Source organism: Niastella koreensis GR20-10, assembly GCF_000246855.1.
GTDB lineage: Bacteria > Bacteroidota > Bacteroidia > Chitinophagales > Chitinophagaceae > Niastella > Niastella koreensis.
Genome location: NC_016609.1, coordinates 4,822,802 through 4,845,775, shown reverse-complemented (window position 1 = coordinate 4,845,775; position 22,974 = coordinate 4,822,802). Strand labels below are relative to the sequence as shown.

Sequence of the window (22,974 nt, the reverse complement as noted above, 5' to 3'; positions counted from 1 at the left end):
TAGCGTACTGCGTTTGAGCCTTATTCCAACACATCGGCAAAACGCTTATCAACATTGAACGGCAATGTGATAATTCCCAAACGTTCGCTCGATCCTAAAATGGCGGCATAGGCATCCAGTATTTTGTTACCTTTTCTTGGGCTAAAGATCACCGTCATCTCGTCTTGTGCCATAGCGTTTATATCCACTGTTGGCCAATTTTCATCCACAAATTCTTTTAAATCTTCCTGCGAAGGATCGTTCTTTAAAAAATTCCAGTATTTCAGATATTCACCTGCTACCTTTTTATCTTTTATGCAATGTCCAAGATTAGAGTGACCAAAAATGCCTCCTTCGGAAATATTGGTACTGCCGGTCCATATCATAAGGGGTTTATCGTTTTTTAGTAATATAATAAACTTGTTATGTGGAATGCCATCCGTATTTTTTCTGGCATAGGTTATTACTTTGTCGTTTACTTTAAATCCAGCACTTTTTAAAGTTGCCTGGTTGTCAATGGTTTGCTTTTCTCCCGTTCTTGCCTCGTATACAATCTGAACATCGGCTCCATTGTCCAACGCTTCTTTGAATGTTTTCATCACGTCAATCTGGTCAAGTTCGTACAAGGCAGCCCTGAGCCCCCATCCTTCACCTTTAGCCTGTTTGATATAGGCAACCACAGCTTCAAACAATCCTCTTGAAAGCCAATCTTTCCGTTCTTGTTTTTCTTTATCAGTGAGTGATTTGTCGTTGGGCTTTAAATTATCGAAACGGCAAGCATAGGCCTGACTGGCAGCAGCCCCTCTGTTAAAATATATTTCATGAAGATTATCCTTCAGCTGTTCCGGGTGCACCTTTAGCACCAGTTCTTCGCCGTATTTAAGTTTGCTAGGTGTTCCATAAACAGGAAGGACCTTGTATTGATAACTGTATTCCGGTTCTACGGCATAATCGGCCCAGGTGAAGGACTGAATTGGATGAAGGTTGGTGGGATAAGTTACATTCGGTTGCGGGTCATCAATAATTTCCTCAAAAGGTTTATAGCCCTTCATCCAATCACCGCCATCCGATATGTCTTTGCCTTTTTTATCAAATTTGGTGCGGTGAATGGCAAAGCCCAATAATCCATTGGTGAAATTTTCTTTGGCATCAAATGCAAGTGTAATTACATGGGTTCCGGAAATTGCATGAACGCTGAATTTGTTGTTATGAATACCTGTACGCATAAAGTTGGTTTAGGTTATTGAAAAGATACGTTTTACAAAGGCATTTGCGACAGGTATTTTCACCTTTTTTAGTAGAGTAGGACTACTCTTATTTACTTTTATTTTACATTTAACTTGTTGATTTTCCAATAATAATAATGACTCCTCCATAACCGCCATTGACCCTCCGCCGCCGCCCATAAATACGTTGAACGGTCATGTTAGTTTGATGCGAGTTGTGTGCAGAATTATGTCTGTCGCACTTTTGATTTTATAAAATTTAATTGCTCTGTTGTCAACTTTGTTTTGTCAATGAAGTTGCCGAATTTTTTGTTGTGATACAGAATTAGAAATTTTCCAAGCTCTTTTTGTTTGATAATGTGTGTCCACAAAAATTCACTTTTAAATGTCAAACCTTGACAAGCAACTCCGTTGTCGCTAAACGTATAAATTATTTCGTTTTGAAAACTTGGGTTTGATGTAAATTGTCTAACTGCAATAAACACAATCAATGTCGGTGCTAACAAAAGAAACGCGCCACAAGCGATTTCAAAAGTTGGTGTCTCAGAATACCAATCGATTGTATTTAAATAGTCAAGAATAACAGTTATTGCAAAATAAAGTCCTAAAATTGTTGCAAGTATAAATCCAGGCTTCTTGTAAAGCCCAACAAACATAATTCTTGCATATTCTTTTGTTGTTAAACGGGTAGTAATTGAAAAGGTATTCATAAAAGTTCGGGATATTTAATTTGCACCCAACGGTCCAGGTATGTATTACTGAAGGTTTGGAATTAGAATTCCGTCTGGCCGTTTGGTGTGATGTCATTAAAATAATAACTAAAGCTCAATTTGTAACGTCCAACTGCTAACTGCCGCTGATGGAGCGATTTGTTGCCGATTGCTCTTTCGTCTGCCAGCCTATTGCAAAACTGCATTTGGGCGTAGTTTTTGTCACACGATCACATTAGGTTTCAATATTTGAATAACGAAATTTGCATCAGCAATATTCAACCAGTCTACCGCTCTTATTGTTTTATGCTCATACTCAAAAGAGATGGTTTTCGTCTTGTCTGTAAATAGATAATTGCGTCGAGTAAAATATGGTGTCTTTTCGATGTTTCTATTTTGGATGTGCAAATTTTGGATTTTGTTCAACTCGAACTGTTTCCGTTTTGAAAATATGTAGTTTTGTTTTTGAATTGCCAGGACACCATTTTCTATAACTATTTTGGTTTGACCAATCGTATGCCATAGCCACATTCTAATTGCAAATGCTCCGGCACCTGTCCAGCCACAAACCCAAATTAATGGCAGAGAACCGTTTTGAATATTTAACACAAAACTTGGAACAATAAAGATTTCTACAAATAACCAAATCAAAATGAAAGGCGTAAATACAATTACTAAAAACCAATTTTTGCTAGATGGTTTGAGCTCAACTCCATCAAAAGTTTTCTTTGACTTTATATTTCCGTTATTAGTATCGTTCATTCAATTTAAATTACAGCCAACAGTTTAGGGCCTGCCGATGTGCCGGCATTAGTATTCCGTTCGCTTAAATTTATTACAAAAGTTAAATAAAATTATTTTGTTTAGCACTTGTTTATCAGCCGGTATATTGGCAAATCATGTTATCTGCATACTTTTCTGTGTTACTCAAGGTCCGTCTTAATTGGTTTAGCTTTCAGCCATTCTAAAAGCTGCTCACGAATTTTTGTTTTATCATTCATATTTAAAGGTTCACCTTTGGGAATACTCCAGGTCTCAATGTTGTCAAAGAAAAGTAGCAGGTCGTACTGCGGTACTCCTGACATCTCAAAGCTAATTTCTAATACTCGTCCGTTGTCAATATAGTAGATAGTACCGGCACGCCCATATGACTTTAAATAAAAACCATCCTGTTTCAGCAATTTGTCAAGATTATCTTTTTTGTGCCGTTCATTTGTCCATTTGTCTTCAACTACTTCTGCAATTTTATGTTCATAGTGAGTGTCATCAAGTTTTATAGTTGTCCAGCCGTTCGGTGTTTTTGAGCCGACTTCCTTTTCGTTTCTGATTACTTGCTGCCTGCAGTAGTCAGCTTGTTCTGCCATTTGCATTTTCTCTGCGCAAGTTGCGAGTTCAAGCCAAAACGCTTCGGAAAAATAGTGTCCGCTGTCGGTTGCCATTTCAACGAGGCTTTCAAGAGCAAGTCCCCACTCATTATGCTCTAAGAACTCTTTACTGTCTTTGAAGTGTTTGCTATCCTGATAAAACTCTGGAACGTAAAGCTGTGTCAATCTAAGAATAGCAGCAGGTGTCATGTCGTTAGGTTCTTTCTTTCGTCTTTTGAATATTGAGAAGATGCTCATTAGAATTGCGGGTAACAGTTGTATTGGCGCTATAGGCCTATAGTTAAAAGGATGTAATATAATATTTTAACTGTACAATGAAACAACTACTAAGATCAGTTGTATGCGCATTTGGGGATTTTATAGAAAGAATACAAATGTGTTGATATGTGGATATTTATTAATTTGAATGAACCTGCTTTCACTATTTTTTAAGTAAAAAGTTGGTATAAACCGCATTAGTGCGTTGCGAGGTTACAAATATTTAATTAACCGAAAAAGGGGTATGTTATGTAGTAGAGTTTCTAAATGTAAAAGCGCCAAGATCTGGCAGGAGGGAGGTGTATGAAGCGCAACCATATTGAGGCGGAAGGACGAAACGGACAGCGGGCAGTTTTTGGGTTGTGTTTGTAGTCTTAAGTTTATGAATAGGCGTTAAGTGAGACGGAAGCGTGGAAGCATTAAAAGGTACAGACCGGCCATGAAACACATGAAGATGTGCCATAAGATAGTATAAAACATTATGTGTAAATAGTTAAAAGTAACTGTATTAGAGGCGGCATCGTTTTCAGAATAGTTAAGAATTCCAAGCGTGCTTACATGGTTCGGCTGAGCAAGCGATTTATTGTCACGGTATTTTTGAGTTGTCAAAAGAGTATAGTCAGGAAAATACCGATGTAGCGGTTCGGTCGTCAGCCACTGCAGAAGATCTTCCTGATGCTTCTTTTGCCGGTCAACAGGAAACCTTTCTGAATGTTAGCGGCGCCGCAGAATTGATAAATGCTGTTCGTAATTGTTTTGCTTCCTTGTTTACAGACAGGGCAATTTCTTACCGGGAAACTTTTAAGTATGATCATTTTGCTGTAGGGCTCTCTGTGTGCATTCAAAAAATGGTAAGAAGTGACCTCGGGTCAAGCGGGGTTGCTTTTTCACTTGATACGGAAAGTGGATTTAAAGATGTAGTGGTGATCAATGGTTCTTATGGTTTGGGCGAAATGGTAGTACAGGGCAGTGTTTCTCCTGATGAGTTTATGGTGTTCAAGCCATTGCTTAAGGAAGGTTATGATGCGGTTATTGAGAAAAAGCTTGGCGTAAAAGATCGGATGATGGTTTATGGCGATGGTCCGGAGGAAAGGGTAAAGATCATTGATGTAGATATAGATCTGAAAGAGCAATTTTGTTTGGATAATGAAAAAATTATACAACTGTCACGTTGGGTGATGCATATTGAAAAATACTATTCCGCACTGAAAAACAAGTGGTGTCCTATGGATGTTGAGTGGGCGATAGATGGCTTAAGCAATAAGCTGTTTATTGTTCAGGCACGGCCCGAAACAATTCATTCAAGGAAAGATAATGACACGCTTATTGAATATGTGTTGTTGCCCCATGGTGCCATGGCGCTGGTTAAAGGAATAGCCGTTGGTGATAGGGTAGGGGTCGGTAAGGTGAAACTCATGAACGCCACGAATAAAGGAATGACGGAGGTACAGGATTTCAGGGCAGGCGATGTGTTGGTGACTGAAATGACCGATCCTGATTGGGAACCGATCATGAAAAAAGCATCGGCTATTGTTACTGATAAAGGCGGCAGAACCTGCCATGCAGCCATTGTTGCCCGGGAAATGGGTATACCAGCCATTGTTGGCTGCGGCAATGCAACTGCTGTTTTGAGCGATGGGGAAGAAGTGACCATTTCCTGTGCAGAAGGTGAAACAGGAGTTGTATACAAGGGCTGTTTGCCCTATGATGTGGTGCAAACCAAAATCAGTGATCTGCCTGCAATAAGAACAGCCTTGACGTTAAATGTGGCTTCTCCTTCACTGGCATTCCGTTTTTCCAATATACCCAATAAAGGGGTAGGCTTGGTGCGGGAAGAATTTATCATCAACAACTATATCGGTATACACCCGCTGGCTTTGCTCAAGCATAAAAGTTTGAGTGATCCGAAACTCTCCCAAGCTATACAAAGCAGGATCGTTGGTTTTGAAGATGAAGTAGATTTCTTCATTTCCAAATTATCTTTTGGTATTGCAAAAATTGCATCGGCTTTTTATCCAAATAAAGTGATCGTGAGGTTTTCTGATTTCAAGTCAAACGAATACTTTAATCTATTGGGCGGAAAATATTTTGAACCGCAGGAAGAAAACCCAATGATTGGATGGCGAGGTGCTTCTCGGTATTATTCAGATGATTATAAGGCTGCTTTTGAATTGGAATGCAAAGCCATTAAGAAAGTGCGAGAAGAAATGGGACTGGGGAATGTAGTGGTAATGGTACCGTTCTGCAGAACTGTGGAAGAGCTGTTGAAAGTGAAAGCAGTTATGGCTGATTATGGATTATTGCCGGGCAAAGATGGTCTGGAGTTGTATCTGATGGCAGAAATTCCATCTAATATTATCATGGCAGGTGAATTTGCCGAACATATAAATGGATTTTCTATTGGTTCAAATGATCTCACCCAATTATCATTGGGATTAGACAGGGATTCATCATTGGTGGCACATTTATACGATGAGCGCAATCCCACGGTAAAACGAATGCTTGCTCATCTTATTAAAACAGCGAAAGAATGTGGAGTGAAAATTGGCATTTGTGGTCAGGGTCCATCAGATTATCCCGACTTTGCCCAGTTTCTGGTAGAAGAGGGAATTGATTCTATATCCGTCACACCTGATTCAGTGATCAAAACAATAAAGGCTATCCATGCGGTGGAGAAAAAGATAAAAGAAAAAGAATTGCCGCTCTTATAATTTATCATCATAGTTTTTTTCAGATTACGCTCTGAAACACGGGCCCAGTTTCTACCAGCCTCGTATTTTTAGCTGCATGAAAATTTACTGCAAGCCTGCCATAGTGATTATAAGATGTAAATTTTCTCATTGGTTGTTTAGTTTGGAATGAGATCGGGGGTTTGTGTCTACTTACCCCTCATTTTATCCGATCAGGATCTGAACAGCATTAAAAAATGCAAAATGGCAAATGCCGGTATTGCTGAATAAACAACCCGGTTGTATAGGGCAATGGCATGATAAAGAAAAGAAGCATCGATTACGTTAGCAGTGAGTGGATATATTTCGAGATAATAATAGAAATTTTTGCGAGAATACAACTTCTATAATTTGTAGACAAGATACATTATTGTTAGACTTGAAAGCCTGCTAAAGTTAGTGAATTCAATTATTCGTTATATTTAGGCAAGATTTGCAATGAAGTTTTTATATGGAAGTGAGTGATTTCGTGAGTGAATTTAGGCTGACTTTGTAATTTATTGGATAACAAGCTGTGGGATACTGAGGAAGAGATCCTCGCTCTCCGCAAAAACTAGAGGCTGTATCAAAAGTATGATACAGCCTCTTTTTGTTTCCTTTAGCACCTTTCACAAAAACAGAGACCCCGGACGTGTTACTCATCCGTATTTTTTTACTATTATCCTTTATGGGGGCTATTAGATGTTTACCTGTTGAAATGCCACACTATTGAAAACTCTTTTTCTTCAACCTTCAATTGCCGCTTATAACTATAATCATTAAGCTCCCGGTAATTCAGCGGCCCGCATTCCGATATTGATACTTTTGTTACAATTCTGCAACTCCTGTGGGATACTGTTTCTATTGTTTTGTGGTGTTAAAATACACTACAAATGAAATATAACTTATTAAAAACGGTTACGTTACTCGCCGCTGTTCTGTCGCTGGCCGCCTGCAAAAAAGACCATGATACACCCCCGGCCCAGTCTGAAATCGTAACCATCGGGAATGTACTGGACAGCTCAGTCCTGTTGAGCCTTATCGGCAGGATAATCGTCGCCACAGTTATTCTGACTACGCTTGCTTTAACTACCCGGGCGCAAAACAAAAAAACAGATCCGAAAGAAAAGAAGATAAAAGATAAACCAATGTCTGAAAGGCAGGTGTGCATCCAGGCTTGCTTTGATAGAGGAAATCAGGTATATATTAACTTATTTGCTGTGAGCTTAAATTTGGGAACGGGGCCATCTTGTCCTTATAACTGGCCTGCAAAATGTCTTATAGAATTGAAGTAGTGCGGTAACCAGTAAGGTGATGCCTATCAGATAGTTTAATAAAACTTGTTGAGAACCCAATAGTCCAATCAGGTAATGACCTGCAATACCGTATAATACAAAAGCGCCCGCCGTGCCGATACCAATGGCGATAACAAAACGGTTGTAGGATGAAGGTTGATCATTCAGTAGCTGACGGGATTTTAAGACAGCTGTCCAGCCTATCCAGAAAGGCAGATGCAACGGATTCATGACGCTTAACAGGAAGCCTGCCACCTCCGGGGGAAGAGTGGTTAACGGTGAGGGTCTGAACCCCTGGCTGCTATTGGCGGAGAACAGGGAATTAAAAGCCAACACCATTAATAGGGTAATGGTCAGTATGCCAAACAAAGGATAAAAACGTTTCATTGTTTCAAGCCTTTTAACCGCAGTAAGGGCAATACGAACCAAAATCATTTCCACGCCAATAGCGGCTATCGAAAATCCAATACCTCCTGCTACGTCATGATGAAATATATAATCAGCTACACTGATATTTAAAACTCCCAATGGTAACGAACCTGCAAAGCTGATGACCAGGGCCCAACAGATCAATGTTATTTCCCTTTTCATACCTGTGTGATTGTTTTTAAATAACGATGATGGTCCCTGATCATTTTTATACCCTCTCTGCTATTCATTAGCACAAGTGTTTTTTGCCGGGCATTCAGGCGGCTGATCTTATAAAGCAAATGCCAGTGCCGGCAGATCTCTTTCCAGGCATATAACAGGGAATGCCCAGGATCATAAATATGAGTAGGTTCACTGCCTGCGCCGTTCAGTTCAATAATAGAAAAGTTTTTTCCTTCACACAGCTCTTCCCAGCTATTGAATTTTATATCCAGCCTGCCATAATAGAATCCCGGGATCTGCCTGCATACCCCGTCAATTACCTGGGTAAGCTTTTCGGTGATCTGGTAGCTCAGGTCAATAAATTTCGCGCCCCTGCTATGGCTGCCATACGGAACCAGAACGCACTCTGCTCCTTCAGCTAATACCGTATTTAGAAAATCGCCATAAGTATATCTCAATGCGGATAGCTGTAACAGAAAACGATCTTCGTCCTTTACCAGTGACTCTATACTGGATTTTCCATCACCGGTAACAGTGAGAAACTCTTTGCCTACAATACCGGAGATATATCCCCTGTCCTGGCCAGGGATCCGGTAGTAGAAAATACCCACTTCCTGTTTATAGGAAATGAATTGTTGGAGCAGAAAATCTACTTTGCTGCGACTGGCATACATCTCAAGTTCCGCTTGGGAATGCAATAATTTAACCTGTATACCCCGTTCACCCACATCAGGTTTGGCTATCATTGGAAATAATAATCCTTCTCTTTTCAGGTTCTGCGCTAACTTTAACTCGGGCTGGCCTGCCGTACAGAGTTTTGTTAGCGGGTAATATTGCTTAGGGATTAACTTATAAATTTCACTTTTGCGCTCATGTACAAAGCCAGAGTACTGTATGCCCGGATTGGCTGCACTGAAAAAAAACAGGGAGCGCGCCCGAATGCTTAGCCAGCACCAATAAAAGTAAAGCGGACCATATACCAGGTGCAAAGGCCAGAATTCCCAATTAGCTATTTTGATCCGGGCCCTTCTTACAAACAAGGAAGCTTTTTGAAAAACGCTTTCTTTGGAAGGCAAAGCGGGTCGTTCAAATTTCGTTGAGACGTTTGCACCCGTTTGCAGGTCATGGTAGTTCATCAGGGGGCTGCCAGCATTCCCAAAAACAGAAGTAATGCTGACGGTGTGCATGTTACCTCTGTCTATCACCAGACCGTTGTATAGATCGCCCAGCCCGCCATACTGATGAAAACCCATGACTTTTGATATGTCTATGGGGCTGGTAGATGAAAACCATTTCAAAAACCACCGCTTTCTTTGTTGTTTGGCACTAGTATCGTATAATGTAGCAGAAGACCAGATATGCGGCTTGGTTGCATCCAGTAAAAGCGTGTGTTTCCTGTGACCGTCCCAGCGGTATTCCCATAGCTGCCTATTGAAGTAAACCACCAGGGTAAAGGGTTCTATATAATTTAGGTCTATTGTACTAAAACTTTCACCGGGATTGCAATGCTCAAAAATATCAAGGAAAATCAAGCCCCTGCTTTTACGATAGGCCGGCTGTCGTGTATGGTTATCAAAAGCGCCGTTGAGCAATACGGCTGCATCCCCGTTTTCTTTCAGGCCTATCCAGCTACCGGAGGCATCCTGATCCTTCGGGTAGATGAGCCGGCCTGCACTGCTGCTATATTGTGCCGGAGGTAAAGCCTGGCTGCGGTGCTTATTTTCATCCCTGTTGGATGTAAGGTAAATGCCCTTTGAGGTAGGTATAAAAGTTACTGTGCACATAGCTTTCTGTATTTAAGGGTAGAAATAGCCACACCAAAATTGTCGGGTAATTCAACGGCAGATACTGCATTGACACCAATTCTTAAAAGCGCCATGTGATGAATGGTATGCTCCAGGTTATACACCAACTCCCGTTCATAACTGGTAAGAACCTGGCAGAGGGCGTCGCTTCCAAAATCTGCTGTCAGCATCAACTGTTTGTTTTCTTTTTTTAAATTCATAGTAACAACCTGTATCGCATCAAGGGCAGCGCTGCGCCTGGTCTCTATTGCAAAATCCCGTTTGCGCCCATCGTAATTGACAGTTCCGGTAGCATAGCCATTCTCCAGTTCCAGAAAGAACTCAATAATATGCCGTACATGCTGTCCAAGGGAAGCATTGGAAAGTAAAGGTACTTTTTCACTGTACTGGTCGTCTGTGAGCATTTCCAGCAGGGTCTGCAGTTGACTCAGGAGCGATGTTACTGGTTGGGTTATTTGCGCTATCATAAGTGGTCATGTTTTGTTTTGAAGAATAACCCTGGTAGCTGAGCTCTGTAAACAACTGCCAGTATCAGGCAACTGATAAAAACCAGCAAGGCATATATGAATAACTCACCGGCATCATTTTGTACTACGATGCCCAATCGGGTAAGATGAAAAAAAATGGCTCCGCTCATCAATCCCAGGCCCAGCAGGGCGCCAAAGGCGATTGTCCGGGGGATAAGAATGAGTATTGAAGCGACCAGCTCCAGTACTCCGATGCCTATGCGCCCCCAGGGTTCCATACCCAGTTTGGAAAAAATATATACCGACTCGGGAGCGGCTGTAAACTTGAAAAATAATGTCTGCAACATAATAAGTGCTGCTATAACCCGGAATATCCAGGTAATCAAACGTTGTTGTCTTTTAGTCATGCTGATAGATTGTTGGGGTAAAAGGGATTTTTATAGTGAAGTGGAAGAAAAAAGCCATTGCGTCATAGCCTTTGATAGCTTTGCCCTCCGGGGCAAAAACTATTGAATAAATTTTGTCCAGCTTTGATCTGCACTGGTTTTAAGATGGGCTTCATCCTTGTTCCAGATTTTGAGTGTATTGTTGAAATATTTATTATAGAACAAAAACAATTTGCCATCAACGATTTTAAATGTTTCCGGATCCACTTCTACCTTTTCGCCTTTTGCGCCCATTGCATAGGCGCACCAGCCTCCATATTGTGGTTCGTATTTTAAGGGGTTGGCCTTAAACACATTCCTATTGCCTACCGAAGCGAAGCGATAAGTAATCCCTTGATACACCGTTGTAATATCTTTGCTGCCTTCAAGGGCTTTATTGTCGATGAAGTAGGCTACGGGATCATAACCTGCTATGGCCAGGCCCGATTTATCAATATTGTATTGTTTTACACGTACAGAAGCTTGTTGTGCCCGAAGCCCTGAGAGAGTAGAGACAAAAAGGACTAAAATGGCCGCCGCTTTTTTCATGATTAAAATTATTTGGATAAATAAATGAGTGTTTTCTGATTTTAACTGTTTGATTCGTCCGTGCTGACAGGACAAAGAAACACAGATAATATCCCAAAGGAGTTTCACAAGCCTAACAAAAGTATCACAGCGTTATTTTGAGGAGATTTTACTGAGATTTATTATAGGGTTTTCTATTCCAAGTAGTTGTGATACTAAAAGTACTTCGTGGACAACAGACGGAATGGAATGAGGTCTTTCCATTAAATGTTTTTTTACCAGAGCTCTTTCGCAGGGGGGTAATCTATTGGGATCTGGAATACCCTGCCTGTAATATTTGTAATAACGGTATCGCCTATCACCTGAAGCATATCTATCAAATGCTCTTTTGTATATCCCGCTGCAAAGAAATTGTCAAGCAGGCTATTATCGATAGAATTCGTATGTCTTGCCAAATAAACCGCAAGTTTTACCAAAGCCTCCAGTTTGCTGTCAAACGAAGCTGATGCCCTGCGCAATTCCAGTATATTTTCGTCGCTGAAACCATTCAGTTTTGCAATCATTGTATGTGCACTCAGGCAGTACATTGCGCCATTATGCTGCGATACGGTGAGGGTTATTGCCTCAATTTCCCTTTTTGACAAGGAGGTTTTTCGGCTATGAAAAGTATAGTAGGTGCTCAGTGCCTGGTCTGAATGCATCATAGTCACTAACAGGTTGGGCGTTCGACCAAGCCTCTTATTGAAATACTCCAGGTAACTTTTGTTCTTTTTATTTAATCCGGCTTCGTTGGGAAAACTATTTATCGTTACCATCTTGACTGTATTTAACGGCTTACTTACTGACTGCGAAACTCAGAGATGTTTGTCCCGGCGTACATCTTGAAAAACCTGCTAAAATGCGCCGGACTTTCAAAACCCAGTTCATAAGCTATTTCCTTCGCTGACTTTTCGGTATAATGCAGGTAACGTTTGGCTTCCAGCACAATCCTGTTCCGGATGAGGATTGAAGGGGCTGGCTGTTTCAACAGTGCAAAAACGTTACTGAGGGTTTTGGGAGATTTGTTAAGCGCTCCCGCATAAAACCTCACCTCGTGTTGTTGTTTGAAATTTCCTTCCAGTAATAAAGAAAAGCTTCTTATGAGATCCATTTTTTCAACGGGATATTGTTGGTAGTCTTTGCTCTGGAACTTGGCCAATCGGGTGATTTTTATAATCACCCTTTTCAACAGTGTACGAAGCATTTCTCCCTGGAAATTATCTTTCAGCAATAGCTCATTTGAAAATACTTTTTCCAGGTGTGACATTTCTTCACTTTCATCTTTGTTCAACTTAATGAACATCGGGTGCTGTATTCCATAGAACAGAAAACCAACACAACCTACTTCTGCGTCATGATCAACAATACAATAGAATTCCCGGTTAAACTGCCAGGCAATTAAGGATTCCGGGTGCTCGAATATAAAATGCTGATTGGAAACAAGCGGCAGGATGCAGCCTCCGGGCATCGTATAGGCAATTTCGTCGATAACCACTTCCTGGGCTGCCTCTTTATTATACACGAAGGTATTGATTGGGTAAGGCGCCGGTTTGTTCAGCCCCTTACCCGAAAACATTTTATTGCCGCTGTGCATGATAAAGCGTGCCGATGTCGCATTATCGTTATACTCCCTTATCATGTTGATTACTTATAGGCCAGGATGGCCACTTTTTCGATTTCCGGAGCTTTCGCCAGTAAATCAGGCGCATTTGCCATCAGCGCTTTTGCAATTTCACCGCCAAGATGGGCATCCCTGCCTTCTTCAGTTTCAAACGTATCGAAGATCCCAAAAGTAGCAGGTCCTATCTGCAAAGCATACCATCGGATGGTTTTTTGTTCCTGCTGTGCCAAAGACAGCGCGCCTTTTATGAAATTGGCTACTTGTTGTTCTTTGCCTGGCTTTGCTTCAAGCCTGACCAATAACGAAATTGTTTCCATGATATTATTTTTAGAGTTTTTCAAGTGCTTGCTTGCCAAATTCAATCAATTGCTTTCCATTCACGTATCCAACCTGTGTCATAACCATTTTACCTTCAGGTGTAAAGAATAACAATGTAGGATACGCCGTAACATCCCATTTTTCAGCTAATTCTACACCTTCGCCTTTTTCCATGTCAACCGTATAACTGATAAAGTTTCCATTGTAAAACGCCGCGGCCTCCCTGTCTTTGAATGTAACATTTTTGAGTTGACGGCATGGAGCACACCAGGCAGTATATGCATCCACAAAAATATATTTGCCTTTTTTCTTTGCCAGCGCTGCTACATCCTTCCATTTGCCATTAACAAATGATATTTTCTTCTCAGCCTGCTTCACGTTTTGCTTTTCTTTAGCGTGTGCAACGACCACGCGTAATCCAATTGTAAACCCAATCAGGCTAATAACTAAAAATATTTTGCTGCTCATGGCTTCAGACATGATTTTTTAGTTTAAAGTTCTTTTATGATACTGGCCGCTACGGTTTTTAAAAGATCCGGGTTCAGCCGTTGTTTGAAATCAGGATTGATATATTCGAATTGTATTGCGCCTTTTTTGTTCAGTATAAATACAGATGGTACGGGAAGTAACAAATCGACGTCTTTTCCATGTGTGGATTTTAACAGCATTTCCCAATATCCCATTGGCGCTTTGTAAGCTAATCCAAACTGTTTGGAGAAGCTAAGGTCTGCGTCAGATAGCAGGGTGAAACTTATTTTTTCTTTTGTTACAGATTGCATAAGCCCTTCCGGGGCATCCGTACTAACAGCGATCAATTGATAACCCAGCTTTTCCAGTTCTGGCGCCGCTTGCCGCAAGCCTGAAAGCTGTTTGGAACAATAAGGACACCAGCCACCACGATAAATGATCAATACGGTTGGTTTTTCAGACACTGCCTTGTTCAGGTCAAAGATCTTTCCCGAAACATCAGGCAGCAACCCCGTAGGGATCTTCTCCCCGTTGAGTAATGGACTGATGTCTTCTGGTTTTTGCGGACTAATATAAGATAGCTGTTTCGTATCAACAGGCTGAGCATTATCCTGTGCCTGAACCAATCCTGTTGTGCATGCCAATGATATGACAACAGCCAGGGACCTGAATTTGATGGTAATCGAACTTTTCATTTTTGAATTTATTGAGTATAATTACGTATACAATTTATTGATGCCAATCTTATAGGAACTTAATCAATCGTTTTTGCCAGGGGGAATTCGATCGGAACCCTGGTAACTGTATGCAGCAAATTGCTTATTGTTCTATCGCCAATTAGAATGATGATGTCCATTAAGTTTTCTTTGGTATAACCGGCCATATAAAAAGCGTCCAACAACTGTTGGGTTTCTATATTTTTCTTACGGGAAAGTTCCCTTGTCAATTTTATCAATGCATCCAGTTGGGTGTCAAACGAAGCGCAGCCAGATCTTATCTCAATGGTTTGTTCTTCCGTGAAACCGGATTGTTTGGCAATCATCGTAAACACGCTCAGGCTATACATACAATTATTTATTTCACTAACTACCAGGTTCACTATTGCTACTTCTCTTGCACTTAAAGAATTTGGACTGGTTTCCAACCTGAAGTATGCCTCAAGCGCATTTTCAGAATAGGCCAGTGTTGAATAGAGATTAGGGACAGCACCCAGTAAGCTTTTGATCTGGTCAAACACCTGTTGGTTTTTTGTCGATACATTTTCTCTTTTGAGAACCTCAAATTGATCGCTCATTTAATAATTTTTATATAGGATGAACGTCTTTGTGCGTCCAGATAAATTGGAGGTAAGAATTCCTGTATCACAAAAGTAATTTGAGTTATGGCCAGAAAGGATGTCTATATTTCCCGTTGAATTGTAGATATTTCCCGAAATTGAAGTAGGTGAAAAAGGTTGCCGGGGAGGGATTATGTGAAATTAACAAACTATTTATTCTCAGCCTTCCCCCCTCGTTTGCTCTTTTGAAAGTCTTTGGGACTCATGCCGAACTGTTTTAAAAAAATTCCGGCCAAAATTGGTTTGTGAACGGTAACCGACCATAACCGAAACCTCATAGATCAGGAGATCATCGCTGGCTAATAATTCGGCGGCTTTTTTAAGCCGGGTAATGTTTACAAGCTCATTGGGTGTCAGATCGGTAAGTGATTTGATCTTGCGAAACAGGCTGGTGCGGCCGAGATTCATCAAACGGGCGAGCTTGTCCACATCCAGGTCGGTATCATCGATGTTATTTTGAATCGTCGCATCCAGTTTTTCCAGGAAAAATTCATCGGAATGCGTATAGGCCATCGAATTCAGCTTGGCAATAGGGGAGTGCGCAAAATGCTGCTTGAGCTTTCTACGGTTGTCCAGCAGGTTGGCAATTTGTGCCAGCAACAGCTCGGGATCAAAAGGCTTTTCAATGTAGGCATCTGCTCCTAATCCCAGCCCTTCTATTTTCGATTGCAGGGTGTTTTTTGCTGTTAATAAGATAACAGGAACATGGCTGAATTCCACATCCGATTTAATAGTCTTACAAAGCTCAAACCCATCCATAAAAGGCATCATGATATCGGTAATTACCAGGTCTACGGATTCGTTCTTAAGAACTTTGATTGCCTGAATGCCGTCCCTGGCAGCCTGTACCTGGTAATGCTCGCTTAGCTCGTCGGTAATCACCTCCAGCATCTCCGGATTATCTTCTACCAGCAGTATTTTCCGTTTCATATGTGAGATTTAATCCGCAGCAGTAATATTCTTTATGGAATTATCTTCACATAACCCGTCATTAACCGGCATGGTAAATGTGAATACGTTCATATTGTTCTCCGGCGTATCGAGCACCAGGCTGCCGCCATGTAAATCGGCCAATGAAAGGGCTAACGCAAGCCCGATTCCCGTACCGGTTTGGTTTTCTGTTTGCCGGATACGGAAGAACGGTTTGAAAATATTTTCCTTTAACTCGTAAGGTATGATATTTCCGTCATTTTTGACTTTAAGCGTGAAGCTGTCGTTGCTGTTATAATACGGCAGCAGGCTAATGCAAACGCTGGTGTGGGCATATTTAACCGCATTGCTGAAAAGATTATATATGATCTTATGAAAAGCATCCACATCTATACAGGCAAACAAGGGCTCCTGAGGAATCTCCATTTGAAAAGATATGTTGTTTTGCTCCGCCAAAGTGGTAAACCCCGAACAGGCTTCGGCTATTAATTGATTGATTTCCTTTCGTTCGAAATACAATTGAACATTCTTCAGTTCCGTTTGCCTGAAGTCCAATAGCTGGCCGCTCAGCTCTATGAGCCGGTCGGTATTCCGTTCCATTATTTGTAAGCTATTGCCAATCTCGGCGTTGAATCCCAATTTCCTGATGACCTTTTTTAGCGGCACTTTAATCAATGTCAACGGCGTCCTTATTTCATGGGCGACATTGGTAAAAAAATCAATTTTAGCCTGTAACAGAATTTTTTCATTCTTCAGTTCCATTTCAAGCACCTCTTTTTCTTTTTCGATTCTCAGGAGCTCGAAATTTCTTTTGTTTTTTTCATTTACCCGGCGATGATAGTAACGCACCAAAACAAAGATCAGTAAAACGAAAAGAACGGCATACAGGCTGTACGCTGTGCGGCTCTGCCACCACGGCGGCAATATCGTTATAAGCAATTTTGTTTCCTTGCTCCATCCATTGTTGGTGAAGGCTTTTACGCAGAATACATAGCTTCCGGCAGCCAGCTCAGTAAAGCTTGCCCGCCGGCTGTCCTTCAGATAGATCCAGTTATTGGTGAGGCCCTGCATCTGGTAGGCATATTCTACCATCTTCGGCGCCGAATAATTCGGCGCCGCAAAGTCTATATTAAAAATAGACTGGTTGTGCCGGAGCGTAATTTCCTTTGTGTACAAAATGGATTGCTTCAAAAGCGAATCGGGGTCATCAGGGAATATTTCCTGACCGTTTACCTGGAAATTGGTCAGGTAGATCGGTGGTGTAAATGTGCTTTGCTCAAAATGGCTGGGGTGAAAGCTAACCAGCCCTTTGGTGCTGCCGAAATACATGGAACCATCGGGAGCTTTAAAGGCTGAATGATAGTTGAACTGATCGCTGATTAACCCGTTTGAGGTGGTAAACACTTCCACCTTTCCCGTCGAAGGATGAAATCTTACAAGGCCTTTGGTAGTGCTGAGCCATAGATTCTTTTCCGCATCTTCCAGGATGGATAAAATAAAATCGCTTGGGAAGCCGTTTGCCATGCCAAAGCGCGTAAAGTTACCCTCCTTTTCATTCCATTTGCACAATCCGGATTCGGTGGCCACCCAGATAGTGCCGTTGCTGGCCTCGTATATCGAAGTTACCCGGTTGCTGATAAGACTGGTGGGATCTTTTTCATCATAGCAAAGGCGATCTGTTTTACCGCCATATTTGCTTCGCAGGTATATACCATACCCGAATGTTGAAACCCACAGCCGGTTTTTCCGGTCTGCAATGATAGATGTGCACCAAAACGGGGGAATGCCGTCCAGGACGCTGAAATTGTTTTTTCCCTTGTTAAAGATATATGCACCGCTGGCGGTACAGATATAAATTTCCCCCGCTTTGTCCTGGTAAATGTTATAAATATAATTATGCGTAAAACCGTCTCTCCATGCTATAAAACGTCTGGTGACTTTCCTGGTACGAATATCCATGATGTCAATGCCATGCTCGTAGGTCCCAATCCATAATTCGTCTCCGACCATCAGGAGTCCGTGTATTTCAAAATAGGAGATGCTGCCTTCTTTGCCATCTGCTTCAAAATGAGTGAACCTGCCGGTGGCAGGGTCGAACATATTCAGCCCTTCATCTTCGGTGCCAATCCACAGGTTTCCGTAGCGGTCCTGCCTGATATCTCCCACAACGTTGCCGCTCAATGAATTTTGGCCCCGTTGGGGGAAATATTTTGTGAATACGATTTGGTTGGCGAAGTAGTTGATACCACCATAGTAGGTACCAATCCATATGCCACCCTCATTATCGCGGCACATGGAAGTGATGGAATTATCGTTAATGGAATAAGGGTTGTTATAGTCTTTTTTGATTTGCTGAACCGACTGATTTCTCCTGTCATAAATAAACAGGCCCGAGCTTGTCCCAAACCACCATTCTCCTTTTGCGGTCTCTACGAAGTTCTTAATGAATAAATTTGCATGCTCATCGCCACTCAAAGCAATGTCAGTATAGGTATAATGAACCGGATCGAATACTTTGATTTTATTGTCGGAGGTTCCTGCAATAAAATGCCCGTCTGATGTTATATATAAGCATTCCACCCAAAGACGGGTAGACGGCGCGGAATGACTGAATAAATTAAACCCCGAGAACCTATCGGTGGCAAAGTCATATTTTTCCAGCAGTCCCCGGGAGGTGCCTACCCAGAAGGAGCCATCAGGACTGTTGCAAAAGGTAGTCGCCGTAAAGTAAGTCTCCGGGTCATATTGTTTAATTTTTTCCGTGCTCCTGTCATACCTGCAAAGCTTATAGTATGACAGCAGCCAGATATTGCCTCTTACATCTTCATCAATCTTATCGATAAACAGGTTGGTGGTAGCGGCCACAAAGGAAAATTCTTCGGTAAGAGAAGAGTACCTGAACAGCCCTCCCTCTGTTCCAATCCATAGTATTCCCTGTTTGTCTTCGTACAGGCAATGAATAAAATTGCTTCCGATCGCTTTTTTATTTCCTTCTATCTTTTTGAATACTTTAAAAGAATACCCGTCATAGCGGTTCAGTCCGTCTTTGGTACCGAACCACATAAAACCCAGGTGGTCCTGCAAACTGCAGGTAATGCTGTTATTCGACAGCCCATTTTCCACCTCAAGATGTCTGAAATAATGAGGGCTGGCATGCAGTAAGCCCGCCATAGTCGTTGCAAGCAAGAAGATGCATAGGTATTTAAAGAATGGCAATTGTGAAATTTACACTTTTTAACGATATGACTAAAATAATGTATTTGATGCCTTAAAAAATAAAACCAAAGCATTTTTTTTGGACCGTGTTATGTTCCATCCCAACCGGTGCTGGTACGTTTTGTTGAAATATTGGTACGCCAGATATAAAAGGCGCCAGGGTTTTGTCATTATTTTAACAAAGGAATCCTGGTTACATAAAAATCTGCTAAATGAGACAACGATTACGATTGCAAACGCCTGACCCGCGGGCTCCGGCCCCTCTTTCATTCACTCACATTTTACGGGACTTTATTACCGCCCGGCTTCCATAAACGAAATACCGGTTATAATAAATAAAAAAGTCAACTGTAGTCCTGCTATGCCTGGGGCCGTGGTAAAGCTTTCTTTTATACTCATTGTAAATGCAACCACGATTTTGCATGATAGTCCGGTATCCGAAAGAGAACACCAAACCAAAAAATTGCGTATGAAAAAAATGTTATTGATCAAACATGCACTATCTATTTTCATTATTTGTTCACTCTCCGTTATTTCTGCCGGGCTCTACGGACAGGAGAATGAAATATCTGTAAAAGGCAAAGTCCGTTCTGATTCTTCCGCCATTTCTTCTGCCACTGTTACACTCAAGAGCAATCCGAAAAGGTCCGTCATTGCGGATGAAAAAGGCAACTTTCTCATAAAAGCCCCGGCCAACGGCACATTGATCGTTTCGGCCACGGGGTTCGAAACCCAGGAAATAGAAATACAGGGTAACAGTTCAATTAGTGTTTTGATGAAGGCCAAAGACAATAAGTTGGGTGATGTTATTGTGGTGGGCTATGGCACCCAGCGAAAAACCACGCTCGTAAGTTCTGTTACATCCATCGATGTGAAGGAGATCAAAGGGCCCACGAGCAATCTTACTACCATGCTGGCCGGTAAAATTCCCGGCTTGATTTCCTTCCAGACCACAGGAGAGCCCGGCAATGATAATGCCTCCTTTTTTATCAGGGGCCTGGGCACGTTTGGCGCGGGGAAAGTAAACCCGCTGATATTAATCGACGGAATTGAATCGTCGACGACAGACCTGGCCAGGCTGCAGCCCGATAACATCTCGGGATTTTCTGTTCTGAAAGATGCAACGGCTACCGCAGTGTATGGTGCACGCGGCGCCAACGGCGTAATACTTGTTACCACCAAAATTGGTCAGTCGGGTAAAATGAGATTCAACGTGCGGGCTGAAAATTCTTTTTCCTCCAATACAAAGAACCTGGCGCTTGCCGACAATATTTCATACATGAACCTTGCCAACGAAGCGGTATTGACAAGGAATCCTTTGGGCGCGGTTTTATATTCGCAAACCAAAATTGATCATACTGCCAGGAACGACGACCCTTTATTATATCCCAACAACAACTGGATCAACGAGCTTATCAAGCCCGTGACTATCAACCAACGGGCGAATGTGAACATCAGCGGCGGTGGTGATAAAGCAAAGTACTACCTGGCCATGAGTTATAATCTTGATAATGGGAATGTGCGGAAAAATTCACTGAACGGGTTTAACAATAATATCAAGCTTCAAAGCTATTCCATACTGAGTAACGTTACTTTGAACCTAACGCCGACGACCGAGGCGTTTGTAAGCCTGAAAGGCCAGTTTGATGATTATAACGGACCTATACCGGGTAAAGATGAAACTAACCACGATCTTTCCGGAGGGGCTACTGTTTATCACAATGCACTTTACAGCAACCCGGTTGCTTTTCCGGCTGTTTACCCTTCCAGCTATTTGCTTTATGCCAAACATCCGCTTTTTGGGAATGCGGTGGTACCCGGCTCCACCAACACGCTGTACACAAATCCCTATGCAAAGTCGCTGTCCGGTTTTCAGTCCACCAATTCCAGCACCCTCACGGCCCAGCTTAGCTTAAAGCAAAACCTGAACTTTATTACACCCGGGTTGTCGGCCAGGGTAATGTCGTATACAACACGCTATGCAAATTTCGCAGTTACAAGGCAGATCAGCCCCTATTACTATACTTCGAGCATCGCTGATGGGAAATTGGCGGGGATCTATCTCATCAACGACGGCAGCGCGGGTAACCCCTTTGCCGCTCCAACCGAGTATTTAACCTATGCGCCGGGCGACAAGAACGTGAACAGTATTTTTTACGGCGAGGCGGCGCTCAACTATAGCAGAACCTTCGGCCAAAAACACAGCGTGGGCGCTATGTTTATCGGTACACTCCGCAACTACCTGACCGGTAATGCCAGTACCCTGCAATTGTCATTGCCGGCGCGGAACGAAGGGGTATCCGGACGGGTTACCTATGGCTATGATAACCGTTACCTGGTTGAATACGACTTCGGGTATAACGGTTCAGAACGTTTTGCCGAAAATCACCGTTTTGGTTTTTTCCCGTCTGTGGGCGCCGGTTGGGTGGTGTCTAACGAGCATTTCTTTCAACCGCTTACCAATGTAGTGACCAATCTTAAATTCAGGTTTACCTACGGTTTGGTGGGTAATGATCAGATTGGCAAGGCAGACGACCGTTTTTTCTATTTATCGCAGGTGGGCCTCAATGGCGACCTGGCAGGCGGCTTTGGCAAGCTCTTCAACTATAGCAGAAATACGGTTAATACGACCCGTTACGCAAACCCCGACATTACCTGGGAAAAATCCACCCAAACAAATATTGGTATGGATCTTACCCTCGTGAGAGATGTTAAAGTAACGGTGGATGCATTTCACCAGAAACGCAGTAATATCCTGATGGTAAGGTCTACCATTCCCACCACCATGGGATTGCAGGCAACGCCTTCTGCCAACGTAGGCGCCGCTCAAAGCGATGGCGTTGACATGGCGCTGGATTACCAGAAAACGATTACAAAAAACTGGTGGGCCACGGTAAGGGGCACCTTCACGTATGCCAAGAGTAAAGTATTAATAAACGAAGAGCCGGCCTACGCGGCGAATAACGCCAACCTGTCGCATGTAGGCAATTCTATCAGCCAGATCTACGGTCTTGCTGCCGAGCGGTTATTTATAGATCAGATAGAAGTAAACAATTCGCCTACCCAGTTCGGAAATGTACTGGCAGGCGATATCAAATACAGGGATATCAACCAGGACGGGAAAATAAGCATCGCCGATTTTGTGCCCATGGGGTATCCCTCTACACCGGAAATCCAATACGGCTTCGGATTTTCAACCGGATTTAAAAATTTCGATATAAGCGCCTTCTTCCAGGGAACGGCAAGGGTGTCATTCCTGATTGATCCGATGGCTGTCTCGCCGTTCTTTAACCAGCATGGATTAATGAATGCGATTGCACAGGATCACTGGTCAGAGAATAACAGGAACTCCTATGCCTTCTGGCCGCGGCTGAATATAAACAGTGATTATGTGGGTGGGGCGCCTACCTACAACAACAATTATGCATCTTCCTGGTGGATGCGCGATGGCTCGTTTATGCGGCTCAAGTCGGCTGAGATCGGCTACAATGTATCGCCTTCAGCACTTAAAAGATTGCATTTGGGCAGCGCCAGGCTGTATGTAAACGGAACAAACCTGCTCACCTTCAGCAATTTTAAGCTTTGGGATCCCGAAATGGGCGCTTCAGGCATGGGATATCCTGTTCAGAAAGTAATAAACGTAGGCGTTTTACTCGGGTTTTAAAATCA

General features: G+C 42.4%; 20 protein-coding genes. 3 read left to right on the top strand and 17 right to left on the bottom strand.

Going from position 1 to position 22,974, the window contains the following annotated elements:
- Positions 1-20 precede the first annotated feature (20 nt).
- The 4 genes from NIAKO_RS18920 to NIAKO_RS18905 all read right to left on the bottom strand — a co-directional run bounded on the left by NIAKO_RS18920 (position 21) and on the right by NIAKO_RS18905 (position 3,537).
- Positions 21-1,205 carry a phospholipase D-like domain-containing protein gene (locus NIAKO_RS18920; protein ID WP_041346986.1) on the bottom strand — a complete coding sequence of 395 codons (1,185 nt, stop codon included), beginning with the start codon at positions 1,203-1,205 and terminating at the stop codon, positions 21-23.
- A gap of 227 nt (positions 1,206-1,432) precedes the next feature.
- The gene (locus NIAKO_RS18915) at positions 1,433-1,915 is read right to left on the bottom strand and encodes a YcxB family protein (RefSeq protein WP_014220055.1); all 483 of its coding nucleotides are present in this window, start codon (positions 1,913-1,915) and stop codon (positions 1,433-1,435) included.
- Positions 1,916-2,137: 222 nt separating this feature from the next.
- Positions 2,138-2,677 carry a hypothetical protein gene (locus NIAKO_RS18910; RefSeq protein WP_014220053.1) on the bottom strand — a complete coding sequence of 180 codons (540 nt, stop codon included), beginning with the start codon at positions 2,675-2,677 and terminating at the stop codon, positions 2,138-2,140.
- A 161-nt stretch (positions 2,678-2,838) separates the two neighbouring features.
- On the bottom strand, positions 2,839-3,537 hold the full coding sequence (locus NIAKO_RS18905; RefSeq protein ID WP_049815566.1) for a hypothetical protein: 699 nt from the start codon (positions 3,535-3,537) through the stop codon (positions 2,839-2,841).
- 623 nt (positions 3,538-4,160) lie between these two features.
- On the opposite strand from NIAKO_RS18905, the gene ppsA reads away from it, so the two are divergent.
- Positions 4,161-6,269: a phosphoenolpyruvate synthase gene (gene ppsA / locus NIAKO_RS18900; protein ID WP_014220051.1), complete on the top strand. Its 2,109-nt coding sequence runs from the start codon at positions 4,161-4,163 to the stop codon at positions 6,267-6,269.
- An 890-nt stretch (positions 6,270-7,159) separates the two neighbouring features.
- Positions 7,160-7,561: a hypothetical protein gene (locus NIAKO_RS38620; protein ID WP_014220050.1), complete on the top strand. Its 402-nt coding sequence runs from the start codon at positions 7,160-7,162 to the stop codon at positions 7,559-7,561.
- Here the strand turns inward: NIAKO_RS38620 and NIAKO_RS18895 are convergent.
- From NIAKO_RS18895 to NIAKO_RS18840, 13 genes are all read right to left on the bottom strand, one after another.
- On the bottom strand, positions 7,493-8,152 hold the full coding sequence (locus NIAKO_RS18895; protein WP_014220049.1) for a hypothetical protein: 660 nt from the start codon (positions 8,150-8,152) through the stop codon (positions 7,493-7,495). The genes NIAKO_RS38620 and NIAKO_RS18895 overlap by 69 nt on opposite strands.
- Positions 8,149-9,936, bottom strand: a complete 1,788-nt coding sequence (locus NIAKO_RS38170; RefSeq protein ID WP_014220048.1) for an NRDE family protein — start codon at positions 9,934-9,936, stop codon at positions 8,149-8,151. Before NIAKO_RS38170 ends, NIAKO_RS18895 begins: the two co-directional genes overlap by 4 nt.
- Entirely contained in the window at positions 9,924-10,424 is a 501-nt protein-coding gene (locus NIAKO_RS18885) for a hypothetical protein (RefSeq protein WP_014220047.1), read from the bottom strand. Before NIAKO_RS18885 ends, NIAKO_RS38170 begins: the two co-directional genes overlap by 13 nt.
- Complete coding sequence (locus NIAKO_RS18880; RefSeq protein WP_014220046.1) at positions 10,421-10,831, bottom strand: DoxX family protein; 411 nt, start codon at positions 10,829-10,831, stop codon at positions 10,421-10,423. Before NIAKO_RS18880 ends, NIAKO_RS18885 begins: the two co-directional genes overlap by 4 nt.
- Before the next feature lie 99 nt (positions 10,832-10,930).
- Positions 10,931-11,506: a YHS domain-containing (seleno)protein gene (locus tag NIAKO_RS18875; protein ID WP_207622393.1), complete on the bottom strand. Its 576-nt coding sequence runs from the start codon at positions 11,504-11,506 to the stop codon at positions 10,931-10,933.
- Positions 11,507-11,652: 146 nt separating this feature from the next.
- Positions 11,653-12,192 carry a carboxymuconolactone decarboxylase family protein gene (locus NIAKO_RS18870; RefSeq protein ID WP_014220044.1) on the bottom strand — a complete coding sequence of 180 codons (540 nt, stop codon included), beginning with the start codon at positions 12,190-12,192 and terminating at the stop codon, positions 11,653-11,655.
- Between the two features lie 23 nt (positions 12,193-12,215).
- A complete protein-coding gene (locus tag NIAKO_RS18865; protein ID WP_014220043.1) occupies positions 12,216-13,055 on the bottom strand; it encodes a helix-turn-helix domain-containing protein in 840 nt (279 codons plus the stop codon).
- A gap of 5 nt (positions 13,056-13,060) precedes the next feature.
- A complete protein-coding gene (locus NIAKO_RS18860; RefSeq protein WP_014220042.1) occupies positions 13,061-13,354 on the bottom strand; it encodes a putative quinol monooxygenase in 294 nt (97 codons plus the stop codon).
- A 10-nt stretch (positions 13,355-13,364) separates the two neighbouring features.
- Positions 13,365-13,835, bottom strand: a complete 471-nt coding sequence (locus NIAKO_RS18855; RefSeq protein ID WP_014220041.1) for a thioredoxin family protein — start codon at positions 13,833-13,835, stop codon at positions 13,365-13,367.
- Between the two features lie 11 nt (positions 13,836-13,846).
- The gene (locus tag NIAKO_RS18850) at positions 13,847-14,518 is read right to left on the bottom strand and encodes a peroxiredoxin-like family protein (protein WP_014220040.1); all 672 of its coding nucleotides are present in this window, start codon (positions 14,516-14,518) and stop codon (positions 13,847-13,849) included.
- Between the two features lie 59 nt (positions 14,519-14,577).
- Entirely contained in the window at positions 14,578-15,117 is a 540-nt protein-coding gene (locus NIAKO_RS18845) for a carboxymuconolactone decarboxylase family protein (protein ID WP_014220039.1), read from the bottom strand.
- Positions 15,118-15,318: 201 nt separating this feature from the next.
- Positions 15,319-16,089, bottom strand: a complete 771-nt coding sequence (locus NIAKO_RS38165; RefSeq protein ID WP_014220038.1) for a response regulator transcription factor — start codon at positions 16,087-16,089, stop codon at positions 15,319-15,321.
- Between the two features lie 9 nt (positions 16,090-16,098).
- On the bottom strand, positions 16,099-19,275 hold the full coding sequence (locus NIAKO_RS18840; protein ID WP_133055289.1) for a ligand-binding sensor domain-containing protein: 3,177 nt from the start codon (positions 19,273-19,275) through the stop codon (positions 16,099-16,101).
- Between the two features lie 499 nt (positions 19,276-19,774).
- Here NIAKO_RS18840 and NIAKO_RS18835 point away from each other — a divergent pair, with 499 nt between their 5' ends.
- Positions 19,775-22,969, top strand: a complete 3,195-nt coding sequence (locus NIAKO_RS18835; protein WP_041348949.1) for a SusC/RagA family TonB-linked outer membrane protein — start codon at positions 19,775-19,777, stop codon at positions 22,967-22,969.
- Positions 22,970-22,974 lie beyond the last annotated feature (5 nt).